The 24,007-nt window shown below is 73.0% G+C and carries 22 protein-coding genes; 7 read left to right on the top strand and 15 right to left on the bottom strand.

What is annotated here, in order from left to right:
* The first annotated feature begins 82 nt into the window (after positions 1–82).
* A complete protein-coding gene (locus ABIB37_RS01675) occupies positions 83–1,249 on the top strand; it encodes a nucleotide sugar dehydrogenase (RefSeq protein WP_354255926.1) in 1,167 nt (388 codons plus the stop codon).
* A gap of 25 nt (positions 1,250–1,274) precedes the next feature.
* On the opposite strand, the gene ABIB37_RS01670 is transcribed toward ABIB37_RS01675, so the two are convergent.
* Positions 1,275–1,748 carry a VanZ family protein gene (locus ABIB37_RS01670; protein WP_354255923.1) on the bottom strand — a complete coding sequence of 158 codons (474 nt, stop codon included), beginning with the start codon at positions 1,746–1,748 and terminating at the stop codon, positions 1,275–1,277.
* A gap of 92 nt (positions 1,749–1,840) precedes the next feature.
* On the opposite strand from ABIB37_RS01670, the gene ABIB37_RS01665 reads away from it, so the two are divergent.
* A complete protein-coding gene (locus ABIB37_RS01665) occupies positions 1,841–2,299 on the top strand; it encodes a histone-like nucleoid-structuring protein Lsr2 (RefSeq protein WP_354255920.1) in 459 nt (152 codons plus the stop codon).
* Between the two features lie 55 nt (positions 2,300–2,354).
* Here ABIB37_RS01665 and ABIB37_RS01660 read toward each other — a convergent pair whose 3' ends face one another.
* The 9 genes from ABIB37_RS01660 to hrpA form a co-directional block, all read right to left on the bottom strand.
* A complete protein-coding gene (locus ABIB37_RS01660) occupies positions 2,355–3,065 on the bottom strand; it encodes an SGNH/GDSL hydrolase family protein (RefSeq protein WP_354255917.1) in 711 nt (236 codons plus the stop codon).
* Positions 3,066–3,099: 34 nt separating this feature from the next.
* On the bottom strand, positions 3,100–4,539 hold the full coding sequence (locus tag ABIB37_RS01655; protein ID WP_354255914.1) for a maltokinase N-terminal cap-like domain-containing protein: 1,440 nt from the start codon (positions 4,537–4,539) through the stop codon (positions 3,100–3,102).
* A gap of 102 nt (positions 4,540–4,641) precedes the next feature.
* Positions 4,642–5,949, bottom strand: a complete 1,308-nt coding sequence (locus ABIB37_RS01650; protein WP_354255911.1) for a trypsin-like serine protease — start codon at positions 5,947–5,949, stop codon at positions 4,642–4,644.
* Positions 5,950–6,094: 145 nt separating this feature from the next.
* Entirely contained in the window at positions 6,095–7,048 is a 954-nt protein-coding gene (locus ABIB37_RS01645; protein ID WP_354255908.1) for a DUF4349 domain-containing protein, read from the bottom strand.
* An 89-nt stretch (positions 7,049–7,137) separates the two neighbouring features.
* Positions 7,138–8,124, bottom strand: a complete 987-nt coding sequence (locus ABIB37_RS01640) for a TetR/AcrR family transcriptional regulator (RefSeq protein ID WP_354255905.1) — start codon at positions 8,122–8,124, stop codon at positions 7,138–7,140.
* A gap of 14 nt (positions 8,125–8,138) precedes the next feature.
* The gene (locus ABIB37_RS01635) at positions 8,139–8,966 is read right to left on the bottom strand and encodes an aldo/keto reductase (protein ID WP_354255902.1); all 828 of its coding nucleotides are present in this window, start codon (positions 8,964–8,966) and stop codon (positions 8,139–8,141) included.
* 68 nt (positions 8,967–9,034) lie between these two features.
* Entirely contained in the window at positions 9,035–10,237 is a 1,203-nt protein-coding gene (locus ABIB37_RS01630; RefSeq protein ID WP_354255899.1) for an MFS transporter, read from the bottom strand.
* A 46-nt stretch (positions 10,238–10,283) separates the two neighbouring features.
* Positions 10,284–10,628, bottom strand: a complete 345-nt coding sequence (locus ABIB37_RS01625) for a DUF6804 family protein (RefSeq protein ID WP_354255896.1) — start codon at positions 10,626–10,628, stop codon at positions 10,284–10,286.
* A gap of 53 nt (positions 10,629–10,681) precedes the next feature.
* A complete protein-coding gene (hrpA, locus tag ABIB37_RS01620; protein ID WP_502914014.1) occupies positions 10,682–14,665 on the bottom strand; it encodes an ATP-dependent RNA helicase HrpA in 3,984 nt (1,327 codons plus the stop codon).
* Positions 14,666–14,894: 229 nt separating this feature from the next.
* Between hrpA and ABIB37_RS01615 the strand changes: the two genes are divergently transcribed.
* Both ABIB37_RS01615 and ABIB37_RS01610 read left to right on the top strand, forming a co-directional pair.
* Positions 14,895–15,857 (top strand): type IV toxin-antitoxin system AbiEi family antitoxin, encoded by a 963-nt coding sequence (locus ABIB37_RS01615; RefSeq protein ID WP_354255890.1) that lies wholly within the window; start codon positions 14,895–14,897, stop codon positions 15,855–15,857.
* Between the two features lie 140 nt (positions 15,858–15,997).
* Complete coding sequence (locus ABIB37_RS01610) at positions 15,998–16,471, top strand: cupin domain-containing protein (RefSeq protein WP_354255888.1); 474 nt, start codon at positions 15,998–16,000, stop codon at positions 16,469–16,471.
* A 79-nt stretch (positions 16,472–16,550) separates the two neighbouring features.
* On the opposite strand, the gene ABIB37_RS01605 is transcribed toward ABIB37_RS01610, so the two are convergent.
* Positions 16,551–17,273: a hypothetical protein gene (locus tag ABIB37_RS01605; RefSeq protein WP_354255885.1), complete on the bottom strand. Its 723-nt coding sequence runs from the start codon at positions 17,271–17,273 to the stop codon at positions 16,551–16,553.
* A gap of 168 nt (positions 17,274–17,441) precedes the next feature.
* Between ABIB37_RS01605 and ABIB37_RS01600 the strand changes: the two genes are divergently transcribed.
* Positions 17,442–19,304 (top strand): DEAD/DEAH box helicase, encoded by a 1,863-nt coding sequence (locus ABIB37_RS01600; RefSeq protein WP_502914013.1) that lies wholly within the window; start codon positions 17,442–17,444, stop codon positions 19,302–19,304.
* 6 nt (positions 19,305–19,310) lie between these two features.
* Here the strand turns inward: ABIB37_RS01600 and ABIB37_RS01595 are convergent, their stop codons facing one another.
* Both ABIB37_RS01595 and ABIB37_RS01590 read right to left on the bottom strand, forming a co-directional pair.
* Complete coding sequence (locus tag ABIB37_RS01595) at positions 19,311–19,997, bottom strand: hypothetical protein (protein WP_354255882.1); 687 nt, start codon at positions 19,995–19,997, stop codon at positions 19,311–19,313.
* 119 nt (positions 19,998–20,116) lie between these two features.
* Entirely contained in the window at positions 20,117–20,722 is a 606-nt protein-coding gene (locus ABIB37_RS01590; protein WP_354255879.1) for a hypothetical protein, read from the bottom strand.
* A 229-nt stretch (positions 20,723–20,951) separates the two neighbouring features.
* Here ABIB37_RS01590 and ABIB37_RS01585 point away from each other — a divergent pair, with 229 nt between their 5' ends.
* Together ABIB37_RS01585 and ABIB37_RS01580 are read left to right on the top strand one after the other, a co-directional pair.
* Positions 20,952–21,725: a hypothetical protein gene (locus ABIB37_RS01585; protein WP_354255876.1), complete on the top strand. Its 774-nt coding sequence runs from the start codon at positions 20,952–20,954 to the stop codon at positions 21,723–21,725.
* Between the two features lie 8 nt (positions 21,726–21,733).
* Complete coding sequence (locus ABIB37_RS01580; RefSeq protein ID WP_354255873.1) at positions 21,734–22,405, top strand: class F sortase; 672 nt, start codon at positions 21,734–21,736, stop codon at positions 22,403–22,405.
* Positions 22,406–22,409: 4 nt separating this feature from the next.
* On the opposite strand, the gene ABIB37_RS01575 is transcribed toward ABIB37_RS01580, so the two are convergent.
* Together ABIB37_RS01575 and ABIB37_RS01570 are read right to left on the bottom strand one after the other, a co-directional pair.
* Positions 22,410–23,075: a hypothetical protein gene (locus ABIB37_RS01575; protein ID WP_354255869.1), complete on the bottom strand. Its 666-nt coding sequence runs from the start codon at positions 23,073–23,075 to the stop codon at positions 22,410–22,412.
* Positions 23,076–23,178: 103 nt separating this feature from the next.
* The gene (locus ABIB37_RS01570) at positions 23,179–23,883 is read right to left on the bottom strand and encodes a hypothetical protein (RefSeq protein ID WP_354255866.1); all 705 of its coding nucleotides are present in this window, start codon (positions 23,881–23,883) and stop codon (positions 23,179–23,181) included.
* Positions 23,884–24,007: the final 124 nt, after the last annotated feature.

Raw genomic sequence — 24,007 nt, 5'->3', positions numbered from 1 at the left:
GCCCCCGAAGTAGGGTTGACAGGGTGCCGCACCGGCGCCCGAGAGTGACGTCGGCGCCCGCCGGCAGAGAGTACGAGCAGCTGTGAAGATCGTCGTCGTCGGCACCGGATACGTAGGCCTCTCGAACGCAGTGGTCCTGGCGCAGCACCACGATGTGGTCGCCGTGGACATCGACGAGCGCAAGGTCGAGCAGGTGAACGCGCGCATCTCGCCGATCATCGACGTCGAGCTCGAGGACTACCTCGCCACGAGGCAGCTGAGCCTCACCGCGACGACGGATGCGGCAGCGGCCTTCGAGGGCGCCGGGCTCGTCGTGGTCGCGACGCCGACCGACTACGACCCGCAGGAGAACTTCTTCAACACGAAGTCGGTCGAGTCGGTCATCGAGCAGGTGGTCGCGGTCGCCCCCGAGGCGACGATCGTCGTGAAGTCGACCGTGCCGGTCGGCTTCACCGAGCGGATGCGTGCCGCGCACCCGGGCGCGCACATCGTCTTCTCGCCGGAGTTCCTCCGCGAGGGCCGCGCACTGCACGACAACCTGCACCCGTCGCGCATCGTGGTGGGCGACACCGGCGAGCGCGGGCGGCAGTTCGCCGACCTCATGGTCGAGGGCGCGGAGGCGAAGGACGTGCCCGTGCTCCTCACCGACCCGACGGAGGCGGAGGCGATCAAGCTCTTCGCCAACACCTACCTCGCGCTGCGGGTCGCGTACTTCAACGAGCTCGACACCTACGCCGCGACGCACGGGCTGGACGCCGCGCAGATCATCGGCGGCGTGGGACTCGACCCGCGCATCGGCACGCACTACAACAACCCGTCGTTCGGGTACGGCGGCTACTGCCTGCCCAAGGACACGAAGCAGCTGCTCGCGAACTACGAGGACGTGCCGCAGAACCTCATCGCCGCCGTGGTCTCGGCGAACACCACGCGCAAGGACTTCGTCGCCGCCGACATCCTGCGGCGCGAGCCCAAGGTCGTGGGCATCCACCGGCTCATCATGAAGTCGGGCTCCGACAACTTCCGGGCGTCGTCGATCCAGGGCGTGATGAAGCGGGTGCGCGCCAAGGGCGTCGAGATCGTGCTGTACGAGCCGGCCCTCGAGGAGGACACCTTCTTCGGGTCGGAGATCATCCGCGACCTCGACGAGTTCAAGCGACGCTCCGACGTGATCGTCGCGAACCGGCGCTCCGAGGAGCTCGAGGACGTCGCAGACAAGCTCTACACGCGCGACATCTACGGCCGCGACTGAGCGCGGCGCGCGTGCGCTGAGGCGGTCAGCGTCGGAGCGACCGCCGCCTGGCTCGGAGGACAGTCGCCTCGGCGATCGCAGCGATCGCCGCGCCCGCGAGCGCGCCGAGGCCGTTCGCGGCGACGTCGAGCAGCGACGTGACCCGGGCGGGCATGAACAGCTGCGCCGTCTCGACGCCGGCGCTCGCGGCGACGCAGATCGCGGTGGCGAGCCACCATCGGCGTGCGCCGAGCACGAACGTCAGCAGCAGCGCGACGGGCACGAGCATCGCGACGTTCGCGAGCGCCTCGAGTCGCGTCCAGCTCAGCCACTCGAGCAGCGTCCGGTCGTGCAGCCATCCGAGCCCGCGGACGACGAGCGGCTTGGCACGCGCCTGCAGGGGCGTCGGCAGCAGCGTGACGAGCAGCGCGACGGGCGCGACGATTGCGAGCCCGACCGCGCCGACGCGGCGGAGGGACGCCCGCACGGCGCGCGCGTGGATCTCCCAGAGCCGGCTCATGCATCCAGTCTGCACGGCACGCCCGGTGGCTTGGCGCAGCGAGGCAGGAGGATTCGTCCCGGATGGTCGAGCATCGAGATCTCTGAGAGTGAATGCAATCGACCGCGCCGATTGTCCGCGTCAATCTCGGTGAAGCAGTGGGGGACAATACCCGGCGAATGCGAAGCGAATTGGATTCGCGGACATCCGGGAGTATTCTCTCCGTTATGGCTAAGAAGACAATGGTGCAACTCGTCGACGATATCTCAGGTGATGCGATCGGCGACGGCGAAGGCCGCACTGTGCGATTCGCATTCGACGGGGCAGACTACGAGATCGACCTCACGAACTCCCACATCGAGGAGTTCTCGAACGCGCTCGAGGACTACGTGCGCGCATCGCGCCGCGTCTCCGGGCGACGCAAGACGAACGCTCCCGCGGGCCGCAGCGGTGGCAGCAGCAGCAGCGGCGAGACCGCGGCGATCCGCGAGTGGGCGGAGTCCCAGGGGCTGAAGGTCGCGACGCGCGGCCGCATCCCCGCCGACATCGTCGACCGGTACAACAACCGCTGATCCGACGCAGACGACGAGAGCGCCGCCCCGAGGGGCGGCGCTCTTTCGTATGCGCTCATCGCGCGAGCAGCTCGTCGATCCGCTCGGCGATCAATGCCAGGCCCTCCTCATTGGGGTGGAGATCGTCGTAGGCGATGAGATCGGGCCGGTCCAGGAACAGGTCGCCGAGATCGAGGTATTCGGCCCCGGCGTTCTCGGCAGCCGCTGCCACGTGCTCGCGCAGCGCGAGCAATGCGTCGGGGGTCGGGGAATCGTCCCAGAGCGGCGACGTGACGATGAGCCGCGCATCCGGCAGCTGGCGCCGCACCGTTGCGTAGAAGGTGGTCACCGCTTCCTCGACGTGCGCGCGCTGGAGGTCGTTGCGGCCGCCGGAGACGACCAGGATGTCGGGATCGGCGTCGACCGCCCTCGGCAGCACGCCGATGTACGATTGGCATCCGCTCGATGCGCAAGTCCCGTCCGCGCGCCCGGTGGAGTAGCCGGTGCCGGCGATCGCGGGGTTCTCCACGCGCCAGCCCCGCAGCTCGCCGAGCATCGCCGGGAAGCCCGCTCCGCTGATGGGTGTGGCAGTGCCGACGGTGTACGAGTCGCCGATGAAGACGGCGAGCGGGGCGTCGTCGGAGCCCGCGGAGGTCGGCGCTGTGGTCGCGGTCGGGTTCCCGGACGGCTCCGGGGCGGGGGGCCGGGGCCAGAGCAGCAGGGCGGCGATGGCGGCGAGGGCGACGGCGGCGAGGACAGCCGCGGTGGTCTTCGCTCGGCGGGACATGGTGGTCTCGATACGCGGCCGGCTTCGCCGGCTGCTACTCGACCAGCGGGTCGGGGGCCGGCCGCGAACCCGCCAGCGGGTCGGGGGCCGGCCGCGAACCCGCCAGCGGGTCGGGGGCCGGCTGCGAACCCGCCAGCCCGTCGGGGGCGGTGACGAGCGCGCGGACCGCCTCGAGCGGGACCGCGACCCAGCTCGGTCGGTTGCGCACCTCGTAGACGACCTCGTAGAGCGCCTTGTCGAGCAGCAGCGCGGTGAAGACGGGATCAGACTCGTCGACCGGTCCGGCCGCCTCCGCGTAGCCGGCCAGGAACTCCGCGCGACGCTGCCACACCCAGTCGCCCGCCGCCGCGCCGTCGGCGTCGGGCAGCTCCTGCAGCGCGGAGCCTGCGGCGTAGTCGAACGAGCGCAGCATGCCCACGACGTCGCGCAACCGCGGCTCGCGCACCATCCGCTCGTGCATCGGCCGCAGCGGCTCGCCCTCGAAGTCGAGCAGCACCCAGCCGCCGTCCGCGCCGCGCAGCACCTGGCCCAGGTGGAGGTCGCCGTGGATCTGCTGCAGCTCTCCGAGCTGCCGCACCTCGCGCAGCCGGTCGGCGGCCGCCTGCAGCTCGTCGTGGAGCTCGCCGAGCACGCCCGCCGCCTCCTGCCGCGCCCACGCCATGCGCTGCTCGAGCCCGGTGATGAAGCGCAGCGTGTCCGCCTCGCTCGCGCTGGCCGTGCCCATGGCCGCCGCGAGGTCGCGGTGCACCGTCGCGACCGCCTCGCCGAGCGCTCGGGCGTCGGGCGCGTCGCCGGGCTGCTCACCGCGCAGGGTCGCGAGGGCGTGCTGGCGGAACAGCTCCCAGGCGTCCTGCCCGCCGGACACGAACTCCGACACCGCGAGCAGGTGGCCGGTGACGAAGGCGTCGCCCGCCGGCCAGCCGGCCGTCACGGACGCGAGCAGGTGGGGGATGCGGTCGCAGCCCGCCCGGGTGAGCGCACCGGTGACGACGACGTCGGGGTTGTCGCCGGGGGAGACGACGCGGAAGACCTTGGCGATCCAGGTGCCGTCGCCGCCGATGATCGAGGTGTTCGACTGCTCGCCCGTGATGACGCGGATGTCGCCCGCGGGGGCGGGGTCGGCGGTCGCGTCGCCGTCGAGGCCGTTGACCGACCGCCTGCCGGTCGCGACGTCGAGGAGCGCCTGCACCGCATCCGCGTCGCCGCACGCGTCGACGAGCCAGCGGCCGTCGAGCTGCGCGATCGGGGAGCTGCCCGGCTCGTCGCGCCACGCGACCGGCACCTGCAGCAGGGTGTCGCCCGCGCGCAGCAGCAGGATCTCGGCATCGCCCAGGTCGTAGCTCGTCTCGAGCGCGATGTCGACCTCCTGGCCCTTCAGCGGGTACCAGCGAGTGGTCGGCATCCAGGCCGCGACGGCGGTCAGGACGGATGCGTCGGTGAGGGAGGGAGCGTCGGTCGGCGTGGGGTCGCTCATGGTGGCCATCATGCCGGGTGGCTCTGGATGCTGGCTATCAGCCGGTGGTCTCGACGCGGACGGTGCGCCGCGCGCACCGCTTCGCCCGACCGGCGGCAGCGACTACGGCAGCGTGTGCAGCTGCAGCCCGTAGACGACCGTGCCGAGCTGCGACACGGGCGCCATGAGCCCCTCGACGGCGCAGGTGCCGCCGGTGCCGCGGATGCCCGACACGACGCCCACCGCGCGCGCGCCGGCATCCGTCGGACGACTCACGACCGGGCCGCCGGAGTCGCCGAGGCAGAACGCCGAGGAGCCGCTCGAGCGCACGATCTGCACGTGCATGCACTCCGACCCGCGCGGCGTGCCGTAGCAGGTGACGTAGGCGCCGCCCGCGGTCAGGTCGCACTTCCAGCCGGTGACCTGGCCCGACGAGCACAGCTGGTAGCCGGAGGGCGGCCAGGTGGTCTGCGTGCCGGTGATGTCGACGGTCGTCGTGTTGCCGGTGTAGATGCGGGGGAGCGTGCGTGCGTCGTAGGACGCGGCGATGACGCCGAGGTCGAACGGCAGCTCGCCGTCGTTGAGCTCGGCGACCAGGTCGCTGCGGCCGATCGACGTGCCGGCGGCGTTCCGCACCGCGCGGTCGTCGGCGTAGTCGCTGCAGTGCGCGGCTGTGACGATCACGGGTCGGTGGCCGTAGAACCCGGTGAAGCCGGACGTGCACGAGACGAACGAGCCGCTGCGGAACTGCGTCTGCACGCGCATCCCGCCCGAGAGCACGGCGACGTCGTTGGTGCGCGCCGTGCGGATGGGGGCGACCGCCGCCGGGTCGATGGCGGCGCCGGCCTCGAGCGGCACCGCGGCCGCGTTGGCGGGCACGGTGTCGGTCTGCGCGACGCTGACCGACGCGCCGACCTCGGCTGCGGCATCCTCGGCCTCGTCGATGACCTCGCGCACGTCGCCCTCGACCGCGATGGGCTCGGTGCCGGCGGCCCGAGCCGCGGATGCGGTGGGCACCTCGACCGAGAGCGAGTCCTGGCCGATGCCGATCGCGAAGGCACCGTCGACGGGCATGGACGCCGCCATGTCGTAGGCGATCTCGAGCAGCTCCGCCTCGCTCGACTCCTGCGCGACGAAGCCGACGTCGATGCCCTGGGCGCGCGCGTCGCGGGCGATGGCGCGCACCTCGCTCGGCACGTCGCCGGCCCAGCCGATGCGGATGGTGCCGGCGACCGGGTCGCCCTCGATCGTGCCGATGCGCGAGACGGGCGTGCGGGCATCCCACGAGGCGATCTCGTCGATCACCGCGAAGTGCGCCTCCTGGATGGCAGGGATGTCGTCGGCGGAGACCGCCGGGGGCGCGGGCGGGATGGCGATGAAGGTGGCGCCGAGACCAAGGGTGATGACGGCAAGGATGAGCGGGCGGCGCAAGCGGGGACCTCGTGACGGGCTGGGGAGCAGGACCGACGCTGAGCGTAGCGCGGAGTTCAACCTCAGGTCGAGGGTATTCGCAATCTTTCCCTGCCGGGACGTTGCCGATGTCGCAAGGCGCGCGGCCCGAGCGCTGCTGGCAGGATCACTGCACGGGAGTCGGCGTCGCCGGGTTCTCGACCGACGGCCCGGCGACCGTCGCGCGCTGCGGACGCCGCTTGAGCGCGCGCCGGACGATGAGCCAGACGACGAGGCCGAGCACCGCGAGCACGATGAGCGTCGGCACAGCCTGCCCGAGCGCGAAGAGCGCGGCGGCGCCCCAGGCCAGGAACGCGCCCCACCCGGCGACGAGCCCGTCCCAGAAGCTGGGCGTGCCCGTCGGCCCCTCGACCGTGGTCGAGCGGATGTCGACGCCGATCGTCGACATGGCCACGAGGTCCTCGAGCGCGCGCTGCTGCGAGCGCAGCTGCTCGAGCTCGCTCGTGCGCTCGGTGAGCTGCGCCTCGACCTCGAGCAGGGTCTCGGTGTCGGCGGCGGTGGTCAGCAGCTGCGTGAGCCGGTCCACGGAGGTGCGGGCCGCGTTCACGCGCACCTCGAGGTCGCGCACCTGCGCCGTCACCTGCTCCTCGCCCATGTCGACGCGGGTCACCTCGCCGAGCTCGCGGAGGGCCGTGAGCATCGTCTCGACCTCCGCGGCCGGCACGCGCACGGTGAGCGTCGCCCATGCGGGCTCGAATTCGGTGGACGCGCCCTCGGAGCGGCGATCGATCGCGCCGCCGCGGGCGACGGCCGCGTCGGAGACCGCATCCGCCGTCGCGATCGGGTCGCCGACCCGCATGCTGAGTGTGCCGGAGATGATGACGGAGCGGTCCTCGTCACCGGCGACGCCGCCGAGGTCCTCGCCGGCCCCGGGGATGCCGACGCTCGGCTCCTCCGCGGGGCTGCCGCCGAGGTCCGGCACGCCGCCGTCCTGGCCGCCGCCCTCCTGGGCGGGCGCGCCGACGACCGGCGACTGCGAGGCGCCCATGGCGCCGCAGCCGGTGAGGAGCACGGCGCCGACGACGACGATGCCGGCCATGGACAGGAGTCTGCGGGTCATGCTTCCAGCGTGCGCGCAGACCGGCCGAAGCACAGCCCAACCTTTCGCACGACTCGGGCGTCAGGCGACGCCGGTCAGGGCGGTCGCGGTCAGTCGCGGGGGTCGCCGCGCTTCGCCGCCTTCGCCTCCGCCTTGGCCGCGCGCAGGTCGGCCTTCGCCGCTGCGCGCGCCTCGGCTGCCTCGTTGCGCGCCTCGACCGCCTGGAGCCGCTCGGCCGCCCTGGCCACGGCATCCGCCGCCTTCGCCTCTGCCTGCCGGAGCCTTGCGCGCGCCTCCTCGACGACCTTGCCCGCCTCGCGCACCTGCTTGTCGTCGAGGATCGACGCAGGCAGGCGCTCGAGCGGCTCGTCGGGCTCGTTGCGCTCCAGCCAGCGCTCGATGCCGTCGAACAGGCGCGAGAGGCCGAAGCCGAAGCCGCTGCCGTCGTCGACGTCGTTCGACTGGAACGCTCCGGCGCGCACCGCCGGCGCGAGCAGCGGGAAGCGCTCGTCGGTCACGAGCTCGGGCAGCGCGCGCCGCACGTCCTCGTCGACCGCCGCGTCGCTCGACGCCTTCGAGTAGAGCGCGATGTAGCCGAGCAGCAGCCGCAGCGTGGGCAGCTTCATGCGGTCTGGCGCGGGCACGCCCTCGAGCGCGGCGAGGCCCGCCTCGATGATCGCGAGCCGGTTCGGCGTGGTGGGCGTGGAGCTGGGCGGCAGGTCGGCGAGCCACGGATGCGCGTCGTACGCGGCGCGCACGAACATCGCCCACTCGCGCAGCCGCTCGCGCCAGGTGCTGCCCGCGCCGGGCACCGTCACCTCGCTCGCCGTGTCGTACATGAGCAGCAGCAGGCCGTCCTTGCCGGTGACGTACCGGTAGAGCGACATCGGCGCGACGCCGACCGCCGCGGCGACCTTGCCCATGCTGACGGCCTCGAGCCCCTCGGCGTCGGCGAGCTGGATCGCCGCCTCGACGATCTGCTCGGTCGTGAGCTCGCGCTTCGGGCCGCGGTGCGGCAGCTCCGCGACGCCCCACGTCACGGCGACCGCGTGCGGCAGGTCGGGCGTGGGGTCGATCGGCTCGATCGGGTTGGTCACAGCTGCCTCGTCGCTCACTGGCGGTCGTCGGGGTGGGTGCCGGTGCGCTCGCCGGTCTCGAGCGCGGCGATGGCGGCGAGGTCGTCGTCGTCCAGCGAGAACCCGTCGACGTCGAGGTTCTCGCGCAGGCGCTGCGGATGCGTGGACTTCGGCGTCAGGGCGCCGCCGAGCTGCAGGTGCCAGCGGATGATCGCCTGCGCCGGGCTCACGCCGTGCGCGGCGGCGATCCGCCCGATGACGGGATCGTCGAGCAGCCGCGACCTGCCGAGCGGGCTCCACGCCTGGGTGACGATGCCGTGCGCCGCGTGGAACGCGCGCAGCTCGTGCTGCGGCAGCCACGGGTGCGACTCCACCTGGTTCACGACCGGGGTCACGCCCGTCTCGCCGATGATGCGCCGCAGGTGCTCGTCGGTGAAGTTCGAGACGCCGATGGAGCGGATCCGGCCCTCGTCGCGGAGCGCGATCAGCGCGCGCCAGACGTCGACGAACTGGCCGCGCGCCGGGCGCGGCCAGTGGATCATGTAGAGGTCGACGGGGGAGCCGAGCGCGGCCTCGCTCGCCGCGAACGACGCGCGCACGGCATCCGTCGACTGGCTCTGCTCGCCCCAGAGCTTGCTCGTGACCGTCAGGGTCGTGCGGTCGAGCCCGCCGTCGACCGCGCGCCGCACCGCGTCGCCGACCTCTCGCTCGTTGCCGTAGAGCTCGGCGCCGTCGATGAGCCGGTAGCCGGCGGCGAGCCCGGCGTCGACGACCGCGCCGGCCTCGTCGGCGGGCACCTTGTAGAGGCCGAAGCCCAGCGCGGGCATGCTGCGCCCGTCGAGCAGGGGCAGGTCGGCGGGCATGGCTCGATTGTCGCAGGCTGGGCCCACTCGGCTCCTCCCTCGCTCGGGGGAGGCTGTCGGTGCCGCGGTCAGCGCGGCAGCTCGACCGGCGCGGTCTCGGGCGGCTCGCCGATGCCGTGGCGCAGGTCGGGCTGGTGGCGGCGGAAGACCGCCGCGATCGTCGCGGCGATCGCCACCATCGCCACCGCGACCCAGACGCCGCCCACGCCGCCGATCGCGTCGATGCAGACGCCCGCCACCGCAGAGCCGACGGCGGCGCCCAGCAGCTGGCCGGTGCCGATCCAGGCGTACGCCTCCGGGGTGTCGGCGAACTTCACCGTGCCGGCGATGATCGCCGAGAACGCGGCGAGCGCGGGCGCGGTGCCGATGCCGGCGATGAAGAGCGCGATCGAGAGGCCCACGACCTCGGTCATCGGCAGCGCGATCGCCATGCCGATGAGCACGATCGTCAGCCGGATCGCGACCGACCACGGCGTGATGCCGCGGCTGCCGAGCGCGAAGCCGCCGATGAGCGAGCCGAACGCCGAGACGGCGAGCACGATGCCTGCCTCGAGCGCGCCCTCGCCGAAGGTCGCGACGACGCCCGCCTCGACCGCCGAGAAGCCGCCGATGAACATGGCGGAGACCACGACGGAGAGCAGCACCGGGGGCTTCCGCAGCACGCGCCCGAGCTTGCGCGAGGTCGGCGGGATGCGCAGCCGCCGCACCTCCGGCGAGACGATGAAGAAGGCGGCGCCGATCGCCTGGATCGCGATCGTGACGAGCAGCGTCGGTCCGGTGCCCATGACCGAGACGAGCAGCGTGAGCAGCACGGGCCCGAAGACCCAGATGATCTCCTGCAGCGCAGCGTCGAACGAGAACAGCGGCGACAGCAGCCGCTGCGGCACCATGCGCGGGTAGAGCGTCCGCACGGTCGGCGTGACCGGCGGCATCGCGGCGCCCGCGACGGCGCCGGCGAGCACATCCGCCCACAGCGGCACGCTGAGCGTGGCCATCGACAGCAGTGCCGCCACCGACACGGCGGTCGTCGTCACCAGCACCGCGACGGTGCCGAAGCGGGCCATCAGCCGGGTGACGAAGGGGCCGGCGATCGCCATGCCGACCGAGAAGGCGGCGAGCACGAGACCGGCGGCCGTGTAGGAGCCGTGCTCGTGCTCGATGTGCATGAGGATGCCGAGCGAGTACATGCCCGCGGGGAAGCGCGCGATGAGCTGCGCGAGGATGATGCGCGCGAGTCCTGGGACCCTCAGCACCTCACCGTACGCGCGCACCAGGACAGCCTAGGACGACGAGCGCCCTCCGCGGCGCCCCGACGCGTCAGCGGTCGGCGTCGGCGCGCGGGGCCTTGATGAGCACCGCGGCGACGAGCGCGACGACCGCGGCCGCGACGTGCGCCAGCAGCCCGAGCTGGCTCGACAGGTCGAACGGCACGACCGGATTCCACGCGACGGCGATCGCGAGGAAGACGGGCACCCACCACCAGTGCTTCGCCTGCACGGCGAACCAGCCGATGATGAGGGCGAGCACCGCGATCACGAAGCGCAGCGTCTCGTACCAGTCGCTGCCGATGAGCAGCGTGCCGACGACGAGCGCGATCGCCAGCAGGATGCCGGGGGCGAGCGCGTTGCGCTGGACGCTCGGGCCGTAGCGGTCTGGCTCCATGGGTGCTGCACTCCTCCGGGTCGGCTTCCACCGTATGGCCACCGCGGCGGGCGTCAGTCCGCGAGCGCCTTCCGGATGCGCTGCAGCGAGACGGGACCTGCGGTGCCGAGCTGCTGCGCGAAGAGGCTGACGCGCAGCTCCTCGAGCAGCCAGCGGGCGGTGATGAGCCGCTCGGCCTTCGCGGATCCGTCGGTGCCGGGGACGGCATCGGTCACCGCCGGCGCCAGCGGCAGCGTGCCGCCCGCCGCGGTGAAGAGCGCGACCGCCTGCTCGACCTCGGTCATCCACGTGCGGTCGCGGTTCGCGGTCTCGGGCAGCCGCTTCACGCGGTGCTCGATCGCGCGCACGTAGACCTCGAGGCGACCGAGCCGGTCGAGGCCGGTGCGGCTGACGAAGCCGTCGAAGACGAGCTGGTCGAGGTGCGCGCGGGCGTCGGCGAGGGCCGCCATGTGGGCGAGGCTCGCGCCGTCGCGGATCGCGCGGTCGGCGAGCCGGGCGGAGGTCAGGATGCGCGCCACCTGCGACGCGAGCGCGAACATCCGCTCGACGAGGCCGTCGGCGACGCGGGCGCGCAGCGCCTCGAAGTCGGCGACCGTCGCCGGAGCCGTCGTGCCCAGCTCGGCGTCGATGATCGCGAGCATGAGGTCGTCGAACAGCCGGTCGGTCGACGCGTAGGGGCTCGCGCCGAGCGCCAGCTTCTCGGCGGCCGTGAGGTTCGACTGCACGTAGGGCCCCGGGCTCGGCACCTGCCGCAGCAGCAGCTGCCGCACCGCCGCGCGCTGGTCGCGCTGCTGCGCCTCGCGGGTGGCGGCGAGGCGGATGCCGACGGTCGCCCTGCCAGCCCCCGCGCCCTTCGCCGCCGGCCCGGTGATCGCGTAGCCCGGGTACGCCCGCACCGTGTTGCCGCCCTGCCGCACGTCGATGTGCTCGGGCAGCTCGGTGTCGAAGCCGGCGACCTCGTCGCGCTCGAGGTCGCTCGTCACCTTCACCGCGACCTTCGCCACCTGCGTGCGCGCCTGCTGGCCGAAGCGCCGCTGCAGCGCCTCGAGGTCCTTGTCGGCGCCGAGCCGGCGCCCCCGGCCGTCCTCGACCGCGAAGGTCGGCTTCAGGTGGTCCGGGATGCGGTGCCAGTCGACATCCGTCGCCGCCGCCTGCACGTAGGCGGTGCGGGAGATGCGCGCGGCGAGCACCTCCGCGATCGAGCGGGAGGCGGCGCCGCGGCCCTCGCCGCCGGCCGGCGGCTCGGCCGGGAGCTCGGCGAGCATCCCGCGCGCCCAGTCGGCGGCCGGCACGACGTGCTTGCGCACGTGCTTCGGCAGGCTCTTGATCATCGCGGTGAGCAGCTCCTCGCGCATGCCGGGCACGAGCCAGTCGAAGCCGGCGGGCGTGAGCCGGGGCAGCACCGCGAGCGGCACGTGGACGGTGACGCCGTCGTCGGCGGCGCCCGGCTCGAACCGGTAGCTGAGCCGCAGCCGCTGCTCGCCCTGCTGCCACTTCGTCGGGAACGCCTGGCTGTCGACGGTCGCGTCCTCGCCGGTGAGGTCCTCGCGGCGCATCGTCAGCAGGTCGGGCGTGGTCTTCCTCGCCTCGCGCCACCAGCCCTCGAAGCTGCGGGTGGAGGCGACGTCGGCGGGGATGCGCGCGTCGAAGAAGTCGAACACGGCCTCGTCGCCGACGAGCAGGTCGCGGCGCCGCTGGCGCTCCTCCAGCCGCTCGAGCTCGCGGCGCAGCTCCTTGTTTCTGCGGTCGAAGTCCTGCGGGCTGTCCCACTCGCCGTCGACGAGCGCGTGCCGGATGAACAGCTCCCGCGCGTGCTCGGGATCGATGCGCGAGAACTGCACCCGGCGCCGCTCGACGATCGTGACGCCGAAGAGCGTCACCCTCTCGAAGGCGACCACCGCGCCCTGCTTGCGCTCCCAGTGGGGCTCCGACACCTGCCGCTTCGCGAGGTCGCCGGCGAGCGGCTCGGCCCAGGCGAGGTCGATGGATGCGACGTTGCGGGCGAAGAGGCGGCTGGTCTCCACGAGCTCCGCGGCCATGACCGCGTGCGGCGGCTTCTTGGCGAGGGCCGAGCCGGGGAAGATCTGGAACCGCGCGCCACGTGCGCCGAGGTACTCGGGGCGGGGGCGCATCCGCCGCTTGTCGCCCTTGTCACCGGGCCGCGACTGCTGCGGCTTCTGGGTCTCGTCGAGCGTGCCGATGCGGCCGAGCAGGCCGGAGAGCAGCGCCTTGTGGACGGCGTCGGCGTCGACGGACGTGGCGAGGGAGCCAGGTGCGTCGTCGACTGACCGCCTCTTCTCCGTTGATCGAGTAGCAGTCGCAGACCGCGTATCGAGATCAGAGCGGCTGGCGTCTCGATACGCGCCTTCGGTGCTACTCGACGAGCGGAGAGGCTTCAGCCCCATCGACCTCGTCAGCTGCCGCACCACGTCCTGCCACTCCCGCACGCGCAGGAAGCTCAGGTGCTCCGCCTTGCACGCCTTGCGGAACTGGTTGCCCGAGAGCGCCGCCTGCTGCGCCTGCAGGTGCCGCCAGAGCGCGAGCAGCGTGATGAAGTCGCTCGTCGGGTCGACGAAGCGCGCGTGCATCCGGTCGGCCTCCTCGCGCCGCTCGAGCGGGCGCTCGCGAGGGTCCTGGATCGTCAGGCCGGCGACGATCGCGATGACCTCGTGGGCGACGTCCGCGTCGCGGCCGGCCAGCGCCATCCGCCCGAACCGCGGGTCGACGGGCAGGCGGGCGAGCTCGCGGCCGATCTTCGTGATGCCGCCCTTCGCCGAGATGGCGCCGAGCTCGCGCAGCAGGTCGTGGCCGTCCTTGATGCCGCGCGAGTCGGGCGGCTGCAGGAACGGGAACTCCTCGAGCGGGCCGAGCCCGAGCGAGGCGGCCTGCAGGATGACCGCGGCGAGGTTGGTGCGCAGGATCTCGGGGTCGGTGAACGCGGGGCGCTTGTCGAAGTCGGCCTCGGCGTAGAGGCGGATCGCGATGCCCGGCGCGACGCGGCCCGCGCGCCCCGAGCGCTGGTTCGCGCTCGCCTGGCTGATCGCCTCGATCGGCAGCCGCTGCACCTTGCTGCGGGCGGAGTAGCGCGAGATGCGGGCGGTGCCCGTGTCGATGACGTGCCGGATGCCGGGCACGGTGAGGCTCGTCTCGGCGACGTTCGTGGCGAGCACGACGCGGCGGCGGATGCCCGGGCGGTGCGAGCGCTCGAACACCCGGTGCTGGTCGGCGGCGCTCAGCCGGCCGTAGAGGGGGAGGATCTCGGTGGTGGCGCCGAGCCTGCCCTGCAGCTGGTCCTGCGCGTCGCGGATGTCGGCCTCACTGGGCAGGAAGACGAGCACGTCGCCGCTGTCGTCGCGGGCGATCTCGGCGAGGGCCGACTCGATGCCGTCGATCGGGTCGAGGTCGACGTGCTCGTCGGGCTCGCCATCGCCGTCCTCGTCCTCGTCCATCGCCTCCGCGACGAGGGGGCGGTAGCGGATGTCGACCGGGAAGGTGCGCCCGGAGACCTCGATGATCGGCGCACCGCCGAAGTGCCGGCTGAACGACTCCGGGTCGATCGTCGCGCTCGTGACGATCACCTTGAGGTCGGGGCGGCGGGGGAGCAGCCGCTGCAGGTAGCCGATGAGGAAGTCGATCGTGAGGCTGCGCTCGTGCGCCTCGTCGATGATGATCGTGTCGTACTGCTGCAGGTCGCGATCGCGGTGCATCTCGGCGAGCAGGATGCCGTCGGTCATCACCTTGATCTGCGTCGCCGCGCTCACCTGGTCGGTGAAGCGCACCTTGTAGCCCACGGCGCCGCCGACCTCCTCGCCGAGCTCCTCGGCGATGCGCTCGGCGATCGTGCGCGCCGCGAGCCTGCGGGGCTGCGTGTGGCCGATGCTCGAGCGGCCGAGCTCGAGGCACATCTTCGGCAGCTGCGTCGTCTTGCCCGAACCGGTCGCGCCGGCGACGATCACCACCTGGTGGTCGCGGATCGCCGCCATGATCTCGTCGCGCGCCGCGCTGACGGGCAGATCAGCCGGGTACTCGATGCGCATCCCTCCATTCTCCCGTGCTCCGCTGTGCCCGCGCACCCGCGCCCGCCGCACCCGCGGACCAGCGCCCGGAGTCGGTAGACCCGTTTCCGGATGGTGGACCCCAGATCTCGGGTCCATGCTCCGGAAACGGGTCCATCCTGCTGACGGGCTCCGCTTGTGCCGAGGAGGCTGTCCACAGGGTGGCGGTCGCCGCCAGACCGGGCGCGCCAGGAGCGGGCACCCTGCCTCCATGCGCGACTCCGACAGCACCATCTGGCAACGACGCGTGCGCGTGCAGCGTTCGGGCGCGCTCCGCGCCGACCTCCCGACGGCGGAGCCGTGGCGGGAGTCGGGCCTCGCACGCATCCGACACGGCGTCTACGCTCCCGCCGCCGAGCTGGAGGCGGCGGGCCACGGCGTGCGGTACCTCGCTCGGATCGAGGCGACGGCCGAGATGCGCAGCTCACCGACCTTCGCGCGTGAGTCCGCCCTCGCCCTGCACGGGCTCCCGTATGGGGCAGAGCCCGACCGCGTCTTCACCATCGGCGACCTGCGCACCGCGGGCCTCAAGGCCGGGGTGCAGCACGCGCGCGTGGAGCTCGACGCCGAGGACGTCGTCGAGGTGCACGGGATGCAGGCGACGTCCGTGCCGTATGCGCTCGCGGACCTGGCGCGACGGCGCGATCAGCGGGTCGCGGTCGCCGCGATCGACGCGGCGTTGCACGAGCAGCGGTGCGACCGGGAGGAGATCGCCGCAGCGCTGTCGCGGCAGAGCAGGGTGGGCCGGTCGCGTGCGGAAGCGGCGCTCGCGTTCGCCGACGGTGGCGCGGAGTCGGTCGGCGAGTCCTGGAGCCGGGTGGTCCTGCAGCTCCTGGGCTTCCCCGCCCCGCAGGTGCAGCCGCGGGTGCGCGGCGCGAGCGGGCGCATGTGGGAGCCCGACTTCGGGTGGACGCTGCCCGAGCTGCCGAGACCACTGCTCGGAGAGTTCGACGGCCAAGAGAAGTACGGTCGCCTCGCCGCAGCGGACGGACTGACACCGGCGCAGGCGCTCGCGCGGGAGAAAGCCCGCGAGGACGACCTCCGCGTCGAGCACGACATCGCGCGGTGGATCTGGATCGACCTGCTCGAACCCGCGCGGCTCGAGCGGCTCCTGCTGGCGCACCGGCTCCCGCGCATCCGCCGGCCGTCGCTGTGGCTGCCACCCGCCGCCTGAGCTGGATGGACCCGATTCCGGCCCAGGGACCCCGAATCTCGGGTCCAGGATCCGGAATCGGGTCCTTCGAGCGGTGAGGGCGCCGAACGGCGGCGGAGCCACTCTGGCGCTTCCCAGGGGGCGCGGGCAGGATGCGGAGCATGGACATCCACGACAACGGACCGCAGCGCAACGCGTTCGACATCGAGACGGCGACGCGCGAGAACTCGAACTACCGCACCGTCGCCTGGACCGGCGAGCACCTGCAGGTGACCCTCATGTCGATCCCGCCGGGCAGCTCGATCGGGCTCGAGGTGCACAACGGCACCGACCAGTTCCTGCGCCTCGACGCGGGCAGGGGCCGCGTCGTGATGGGCCCGTCGAAGGACGACCTGCCGTTCGAGCAGGAGGTCTCCGACGGGTGGAGCGTGCAGGTGCCCGCCGGCACGTGGCACGACGTCATCAACATCGGCGACGAGCCCATGCGCCTCTACGCCATCTACGCGCCGACCCACCACGCGCAGGGCATCGTCCAGCCCACCGCTGAGGACGCCGACGCCGACGAGGAGGCGGGCCGCGACGAGCCGCCGTCGTGGGTCGAGGAGGTCGACACGAAGGGCGAGGAGAAGGCCTAGCCCCGAGACGACGAGACGCCCGCCGAGCTGATCGGCGGGCGTCTCGTCGTTCGCGGCGATGCGCGCGAGCGGATGCGCGTCAGCGGTGGGACGTGCCCTGGTCGTCCGAGGCGTCGCCCTCCGGCGCCGCGTCGACGTCGGTCTCGGCGGGTGCCGTCGCGATGTCCGGGTCGGCGCCGATGACGGCGGTGCCGTCGTGGGCGTCCTCGCTCGGGCCGGGGTGCGACGTCGTGTCGTCGTCGGGAATGGCGGGGTTCATGACGATCTCCTCTGCGTAGGCCTCGGTGCCGGACGCCCCGACACCGGCGTATCCGGGTGCACCGGCAGCGGCAGCACCGGCGGCCCCGGAGGATGCCGCGGCGCCGGTGACCGACGCGACGGCCGCGTCACTCGCGGCCGAGCGCCCCTGGCCATCCGAGGTCGAGCCCGCCGTGCCGTGCGCGACGCCCTGCAGCGACTCCGGCGCCGTGCCGTGCGCCGGGTCATCCGAGTCGTCGGTGTCGCCGTCGAACGGGTTGTCGCCGATGAGCGGCGGCAGCTCCTCGCCGTGCTCGCCGCGCCGCTCGAGCACGAAGATCGACGCCAGCATCGTGATGATCGACAGCCCCGCGAACACCCAGCCGATGATGCTGTTCGGCAGCAGGCCGAGGCCGTCGGTGACGCGCGTGTAGCTGAGGATGGCGAACAGCGCGCCGACGGCGACGAGCGCGGCCGTCAGCACGACGAACCACGTCGGCCGGGTGCGGCGCGTCGCGATGGCGGCGCCCATGACGAGCGCTGCGAGACCGAGCAGGTAGTGCATGCGGTCAGCCTAGGCGCACGCCCCTGAAACCGCGACGAACCCCGTCTCAACGGAGCACGTGGTGCCGCGAGGGCTCTATCGCCTCGCGCTACCACCCGCTCCGTTGAGGATCAGGGGACGAGGATGCGCGACACGCGCACGAGGCGCAGGTCGGTGGCCGCGCCTACGATGGAGCGAGTGACCAGCCAGCCCGCAGCAACCCCGTTCGGGGCGTTCGCCGGGCAGCAGGGCATCCAGCACTCGGCGCAGCAGCACGGCCAGCACGCCACCGAGCAGGGCCAGCACTTCGGCACCTACGCGGCCGATCACCTGCCGCCGACCTACCCGGAGCGCGCCGCGTGGGGCACCGCGCAGCCGCTCCGTGCGTGGCAGCAGGAGGCGCTCGAGCAGTACTTCCGCACCGAGCCGCGCGACTTCCTCGCAGCGGCCACCCCGGGCGCCGGCAAGACGACGTTCGCCCTGCGGCTCGCCTCCGAGCTGCTCCGCCGCGGCGCGGTCGCCCGCATCACGGTCGTCGCGCCCACCGAGCACCTCAAGCAGCAGTGGGCCGACGCGGCGCACCGCGCGGGCATCCGCCTCGACCCCGACTTCTCGAACGGCGACGGCGACTATCCCCGGCAGTACCACGGGGTCGTCGTCACCTACGCGCAGGTCGCCGCGCGGCCGCCGGTGCACGAGCGCATCACCCGCTCGGCGCCCAGCCTCGTCATCCTCGACGAGGTGCACCACGCGGGCGATGCCCTCTCGTGGGGCGACGCGGTGCTCGAGGCGTTCGGCCCCGCCGCCCGCCGGCTGTCGCTCACCGGTACGCCGTTCCGCAGCGACACCGCGCCGATCCCGTTCGTCGAGTACGTGCGCGACGAGCGCGGCATCCGCCTCTCGCGCACCGACTACGCCTACGCCTACGACCACGCGCTGCGCGACGGGGTCGTGCGCCCGGTGCTCTTCATGGCCTACGCCGGCACGATGCAGTGGCGCACGTCGATGGGCGACGAGATGCGCGCCACCCTCGGCCACGGCGACACGAAGGACATCACGAACGGCGCCTGGCGCACCGCGCTCGATCCGGGCGGCGAGTGGATCCAGCAGGTGCTGCGCAGCGCCGACGTGCGGCTGACGCACGTGCGCCAGACGGTGCCGGATGCGGGCGGCCTCGTGATCGCGACCGACCAGGCCCAGGCGCGCCAGTACGCAGCGCTGCTGAGCGGCATCTCGGGGGAGGAGCCGACGGTCGTGCTCTCCGACGACCCCGGCGGCTCCGACCGGATCAGCGCCTTCTCCGATGGCACGCAGCGCTGGATGGTGGCGGTGCGGATGGTGTCGGAGGGCGTCGACGTGCCGCGGCTCGCGGTCGGCGTCTACGCGACGAGCTCGTCGACCCCGCTGTTCTTCGCGCAGGCGATCGGCCGCTTCGTGCGCTCGCGGCGCCGCGGCGAGGTCGCGACCATCTTCCTGCCGTCGGTGCCGCCGCTCCTGACGCTCGCCGCCGAACTCGAGCGGCAGCGCGACCACGCGCTCGACCGCGAGCAGTCCGACGACCAGCTGCTCGACGACGACGCGATGGATGCGGCGGAGCGCGGCGACAGCGACGACCGCGAGGCCGCGCCGTTCACGTGGGAGCCGCTCGAGTCGAGCGCCACCTTCGACCGGGTGCTGTTCGGCGACGCCGAGTTCGGCCAGCTCGTCGAGCCGGCCACCGAGGAGGAGCTGGACTTCATCGGCATCCCGGGGCTCCTCGACGCGGAGGACGTCTCGGACCTGCTGAAGCGACGGCACGCCCGCCAGGCCGCGCGCATCCGCGACCGGCCGCCGAGCCAGGAGGTGCCGGAGCCGCTCTACCGCAACATGCGCGAGGAGCGGCAGCTGCTCAACTCGCTCGTCGCGATCGTGGCGAAGCGCCGCGGCGAGGCGCACGCGCTCGTGCACGCGGAGTCGCGGCGCGTCTGCGGCGGCCCGCCGGTCGCGCAGGCGTCGATGCAGCAGCTGCGCGACCGCATCCGCTACCTGCGGAAGGTCGTCGACAAGCGCTGAGCGCGGCTACGGCAGCGTGCCGACGCGCGTGACGATCCAGTCGGTCGGATCGAGGTCGAAGCCTCCGGTCTGCTCGTGCCACGCCAGGTCGTTCGCGCCCAGCGCCTCGGCATCCATCCGGACGGCCTGCAGCGAGCCTGCGGGGGCGTCCTCGTCACCGAGCAGATAGCTCGGCAGGTCGGACCGGTCGTCCCGCGCATACCCGTTGGCGGTCGCCCACGCCTGGACGGCGGCACCGACGCCGTCGCCGCGGACGTAGGCCTGGGAGACCTCGACTGCCGCGCGCGCGCCGTCGGGCTCGAAGCGGAACGTGATCGCGCAGAGCACTGCCGCGGCGTCGAGCACCTGCGCCGGCTCGAAGCCGGTCCGGGCATCGCCGGCCTCGAGCCAAGCGCCGGCGTCTGGCGAGCCGGGCTCGACCATCGCTGCGGCGAGCACCACGCCGTCTCCGCACCGCGGGGCATCCGCGAGGCGCGTGCCGGCGCTGACGAACAGCGACGGCGCGGGTGCCGCGGAGGGCGGCACCGGGGTCGACGGCGGGGGCAGGGTTGGGGGATCGCTGCGGGGCGCCGATGTCGGAGCGGTCGTGGCGGGCGGCATCGTGTCGGGGGTCGCTGCGGGCACGGTCTGGCCGCATCCCACGAGGGCGACGAGCACGACGAGCACGAAGGGGAGTGCGGGCGTGGGCCGCATGCGGGCTCCTCGGATCGGGCGCCCCGATGACGCCATGCCGATCAGCATGCGCCAACCAGCCCGAGGTGTGGGGGAAGCCCGGTTACGATCGGGCCACGATCGCGCGGTGCCGCGTGAGCTCAGTCGTGCTCGACCCAGCACACGAGCACGGCCGATGCGACGGCGTAGGCTACCTCGGACCGCGTCATCGTGCCGCCGGCGAGCTCGTCGGGCAGGCGGGTGGCGTCGACCATCAGCGTCTTGCCGTCGCGGAGGAACGAGACGATCCCCGCATCGTTCGTGAACGAGGGCAGGCCGAGCCCGAGCATCCCTTCGATCTCCCTGGCGCCGGCGGTGCTGCCCTGCAGCTCGTCGAAGTGCGCCTCGCCCACCTCGAGGTCGGTCGCGTCGTGCACCGAGAGCATGAGCGGAGACCCGTCGATGTCGTAGGAGCACGTGAACATCGGCTCGTTCCAGGTCGACGACGGCGAGACCTCGCCCTCGAGGTCGAGGATCGCGGTGACCGCGCCCGTCACCTGGCCGGCGCAGACCATCTCTGCAGCGGCGGACGGGCCCTGCGCGCTCTCGTGCTCCGAGCCCTGCGAGCCGTGCTCCTCGCCCGACATCGCCGTGCCGTCGGGCATCGTGTGCGACGCCTCCGGGGCAGGCGTGTCGCCGGCCGGCGCCGCGCTCGCGCATCCGGTGAGCAGCAGTGCTGCGACGGCGATGGCCGAGAGCCAGCTCATGCGGATCATGGGATCGTCCGATCTGTCGGGTGCGTGCGCTGTGGTGATCGTGCGCGGGGGGTTGCACGGAGTGGTTCGGCGCCGTGCGGCATCGGGATTGGTCCTGATCCGATCGCGTCGATCGGATGCTGTGCCCATCCGGTCCAATCCGTCCGGGCCTCCGCCTCGAACCCCTCGCAGGAAGAGGGCACAACCTCCTGGGCCCGACACTTCAAGGAAGAGGAATCCCATGAAGAAATCAGCACTCCTGCTCGTCGCTCCGGCGCTCGGGCTGGGCATGGTCGCGCTGAGCACGGCGCCGGCGATGGCTGCGCACGCGGAGGGCTCGTACTCCGCGATGCTCGACGAGCTCAACAACAGCGGCGCGACCGGCGAGGCTTGGATCGACGTCGAGGGCGCCTCCGCCACCGTCACGATCAACGCCTCCGGCCTCGCGGCGGAGTTCGACGGCGCGCCGTACCCGCACGTGCAGCACATCCACATCGCCGCGCAGGGCTCCTGCCCGAGCGAGGCTGCGGACACCAACGGTGACGGCATCATCAGCACCACCGAGGGTGCTCCGTTCTACGGCGACATCGGCACCACCCTCTCGGTGGGCGAGGCCGACAAGACCCCCGCTGGCGGTCTCGACCTGGCGGCAGCGCCGTCGGGCGACACCATCACCTACGAGGAGACCTTCGACCTCGACCAGGCCACCCAGGACTCGCTCGCTGACGGCTCCGCCGTCGTCGTCGTGCACGGCCTGGACCCGGCCACGCAGCCCGAGGCCGGCACCAGCCCGAGCGACCTCGTCCCCGAGCTCCCGCTCGCCGCGACGTCGCCCGCACTGTGCGGCGTCCTCGAGGTCGCGCCGGCCGGTGGCGTCGACACCGACGTCACGACCGTCGCGGCCGCTGGCACGGAGGGCTCCGCCCTCGGCGCCGTCGCCCTGGGTGGCACGCTCGCGCTCATGACGGCTGCCGGCGTGTACGTCGTCCGTCGTCGCGTGGTCCGCGACAACTGATCGATCTCATGATCGAGCACAACAAGGGCCGTCGTCTCCGCCTCACGGCGGGGGCGGCGGCCCTCGTGGTCGCCCTCACGGCCCTCACCGCATGCAGCTCGGGCAGCGGCCAGGAGCCGCCGACCGCGGCACCCGAGGCCTCCACCGCCCCTGCGGCCGAGGCGCCCGCCGCAGAGACGCCCACGCCCAGCGCGGCGCCGGCATCCGAGCCGCTGGTGCTCGAGGCATCGGCGCCCGTCAGCGTGCAGATCCCGTCCATCGGCCTGGATGCGTCGCTGATCCACACGGGCATCCGCGAGGACGGCGCCCTCGAGGTGCCGCCCGGCGAGGAGGGATCCCCCGGAAGCTGGTGGGACGGCTCGCCGACGCCCGGCGAGCGCGGCGCATCGGTGCTGCTCGGCCAGGTCAACTCCACCACCGACGACAGCGGGGTCTTCTACGACCTCCCGCGACTCGTCGAGGGCGACGAGGTGCGGGTCACGCGCGAGGACGGATCTGTCGCCGTCTTCGAGGTCTACAGCATGGAGACCTTCGCGAAGGACTCGTTCCCGACCCGCGCCGTCTACTACCCGGTCGCGGACGCCGAGCTGCGGCTCATCACCTGCCACAAGGGAGAGGACTCGTCGAGCCCCTACCCGAACAACTACGTCGTGTTCGCGCGGCTCGTGGGATCGGCCTAGCCGTTCAGCCTCCTGCCGGCGGTGTCTCCCACCCCTGCAGCGCCGGGCACACGCTCCAGGCGACGACCACGTCGGCCCCGTCCAACGGGATGCCGGCGTGGTCCGCGTGGCGCTGCACCCCGTCGGCGCCGTCGTAGCGGCTGACCGCATCCCACTGCAGCAGCGTCGACACCGCACCGTCGGCCGGGTCGACCTCGATGCCGTAGCTGCGGGTGTCGTCGAACATGCCGATCTCCGTCTGCTCGAGGCCGTGCGACGTCGACCACCCGACGAGCGCGTCGTCGATCTCCGACCGCCGCGCGCCCGCCTCGCCGCCGTCGAGGTAGGCGCGCGAGAACGTCATCTCGCAGTCGTTCATCAGCGCCCGCCAGCTGAGCGTGCACAGCACGTCGAAGCCGTCGAGCGCATCCGGCACCGCGAAGCCCGCGCGGAGCGCGTCGGTGGACGGCTCGAGCTTGTCGTCGCCCTCGGTGTAGACGCCGTCCCCGCACTGCGCATCCGGCCCCGGTTCGCCGATCGGCGTCGCGGGCGCGGCCGTCGCGCCGATGTCGGTGCGGTCGGGCGCGCCGCCGCTCATGCACCCGGCGAGCGACGCCACGGCGGCGGATGCGACGGCGATGGTCGCGAGGGAGCGGCGGAACCGGGATGCGCGGGCACTCGACCGAGCCATGGCCGCCTCTTCCTCGAGGGTCAGCGCCGATCGTACGCCGACGGGACCGCGCGCGGCAGGCCCGATCGCGGGGCCGACCTCGACTCGCTACTGCTCCGTCTCGCTACTGCTCCGTCTCGAAGGCGACGTGGGTCAGCAGCACATCCGTGGGCTCGAGGTCGAGCCCGGACCGCCGCTCGAGGTTCTCGAGCTCGGCGGTGCCGTCGGCCGGGTCGCCGAGGACGTACGCGTGCAGCCGGGCGTCGTAGATGTCGTCCTCGGCGCCGAGCACGTACTCCGTCGTCTCGCCGCCCGATTCCAGGGGCTCGTAGCCGTGCTCGGCCGCCCACGCCTGCACCGAGGCCACCATGTCGGCGTCGCGCACGATGGCGGTGGAGAACCGGCCGACGCCCGCGCCGGGCCCGTCGACGGGGTGGTCGTACACGACCGAGCAGAGCACGCCGTCCGAGTCGAGCAGCCCCTCCGGCTCGAAGCCGGTGCGCGGATCCGATGCGGCGATCTGCTCCTCGTAGGTGTCGACGTTCCAGCTCACGGTGTAGCCGGCCTCCGGATCCCGGACGACACCGTCCGCGCAGCGCGGCCACGTCGCGGAGGCGGAGGCAGGAGGAGTCGCCGACGCGGCGGGCGCGGGCGACGGTGCCTCGCTCGGCGTCGGCGTCGGCGTCGCGCTCTGCGTCGGCGTCGCGCTCGGCGTCGGCGTCGTGCTCGGCGTCGGCGACGCGGACGGCGCTGCCGGCGTCGGCGTGCAGGCGGTGAGCATCGCGAGCGCGATGACACCGACGAGGGCGGAGCGACGGGCGGAGGCCATGGCGGTGCCTTTCATGGAGGAGGAGAGGACGCCGCGACGCGTCCTCGAGCCATTCTCAACGGTCGGCCCGCCGCGAAGCCGGACGCCGGCCGGGAGCGGCGTAACGATCGGGCAACGGCTGGCG

The sequence above is a fragment of the Agrococcus sp. UYP10 genome (assembly GCF_040547205.1).
Taxonomy (GTDB): domain Bacteria; phylum Actinomycetota; class Actinomycetes; order Actinomycetales; family Microbacteriaceae; genus Agrococcus; species Agrococcus jenensis.
The sequence above is the reverse complement of the archived record's forward strand: the minus strand, read 5'-3'. Positions and strand labels throughout refer to the sequence as shown.

Excerpts from the sequence above, each read along its gene's own strand:
- ABIB37_RS01575 (WP_354255869.1), bottom strand. The coding sequence starts at position 23,075 with ATGGCTCGGTCGAGTGCCCGCGCATCCCGGTTCCGCCGCTCCCTCGCG.
- ABIB37_RS01595 (WP_354255882.1), bottom strand. The coding sequence starts at position 19,997 with ATGCGGCCCACGCCCGCACTCCCCTTCGTGCTCGTCGTGCTCGTCGCC.
- ABIB37_RS01635 (WP_354255902.1), bottom strand. The coding sequence starts at position 8,966 with ATGCCCGCCGACCTGCCCCTGCTCGACGGGCGCAGCATGCCCGCGCTG.
- ABIB37_RS01615 (WP_354255890.1), top strand. The coding sequence starts at position 14,895 with ATGCGCGACTCCGACAGCACCATCTGGCAACGACGCGTGCGCGTGCAG.
- ABIB37_RS01590 (WP_354255879.1), bottom strand. The coding sequence starts at position 20,722 with ATGAGCTGGCTCTCGGCCATCGCCGTCGCAGCACTGCTGCTCACCGGA.
- ABIB37_RS01645 (WP_354255908.1), bottom strand. The coding sequence starts at position 7,048 with ATGACCCGCAGACTCCTGTCCATGGCCGGCATCGTCGTCGTCGGCGCC.
- ABIB37_RS01660 (WP_354255917.1), bottom strand. The coding sequence starts at position 3,065 with ATGTCCCGCCGAGCGAAGACCACCGCGGCTGTCCTCGCCGCCGTCGCC.
- ABIB37_RS01655 (WP_354255914.1), bottom strand. The coding sequence starts at position 4,539 with ATGAGCGACCCCACGCCGACCGACGCTCCCTCCCTCACCGACGCATCC.
- hrpA (WP_502914014.1), bottom strand. The coding sequence starts at position 14,665 with ATGCGCATCGAGTACCCGGCTGATCTGCCCGTCAGCGCGGCGCGCGAC.
- ABIB37_RS01605 (WP_354255885.1), bottom strand. The coding sequence starts at position 17,273 with ATGCACTACCTGCTCGGTCTCGCAGCGCTCGTCATGGGCGCCGCCATC.
- ABIB37_RS01610 (WP_354255888.1), top strand. The coding sequence starts at position 15,998 with ATGGACATCCACGACAACGGACCGCAGCGCAACGCGTTCGACATCGAG.
- ABIB37_RS01665 (WP_354255920.1), top strand. The coding sequence starts at position 1,841 with ATGCAATCGACCGCGCCGATTGTCCGCGTCAATCTCGGTGAAGCAGTG.
- ABIB37_RS01570 (WP_354255866.1), bottom strand. The coding sequence starts at position 23,883 with ATGGCCTCCGCCCGTCGCTCCGCCCTCGTCGGTGTCATCGCGCTCGCG.
- ABIB37_RS01600 (WP_502914013.1), top strand. The coding sequence starts at position 17,442 with ATGGAGCGAGTGACCAGCCAGCCCGCAGCAACCCCGTTCGGGGCGTTC.
- ABIB37_RS01625 (WP_354255896.1), bottom strand. The coding sequence starts at position 10,628 with ATGGAGCCAGACCGCTACGGCCCGAGCGTCCAGCGCAACGCGCTCGCC.
- ABIB37_RS01585 (WP_354255876.1), top strand. The coding sequence starts at position 20,952 with ATGAAGAAATCAGCACTCCTGCTCGTCGCTCCGGCGCTCGGGCTGGGC.
- ABIB37_RS01670 (WP_354255923.1), bottom strand. The coding sequence starts at position 1,748 with ATGAGCCGGCTCTGGGAGATCCACGCGCGCGCCGTGCGGGCGTCCCTC.
- ABIB37_RS01580 (WP_354255873.1), top strand. The coding sequence starts at position 21,734 with ATGATCGAGCACAACAAGGGCCGTCGTCTCCGCCTCACGGCGGGGGCG.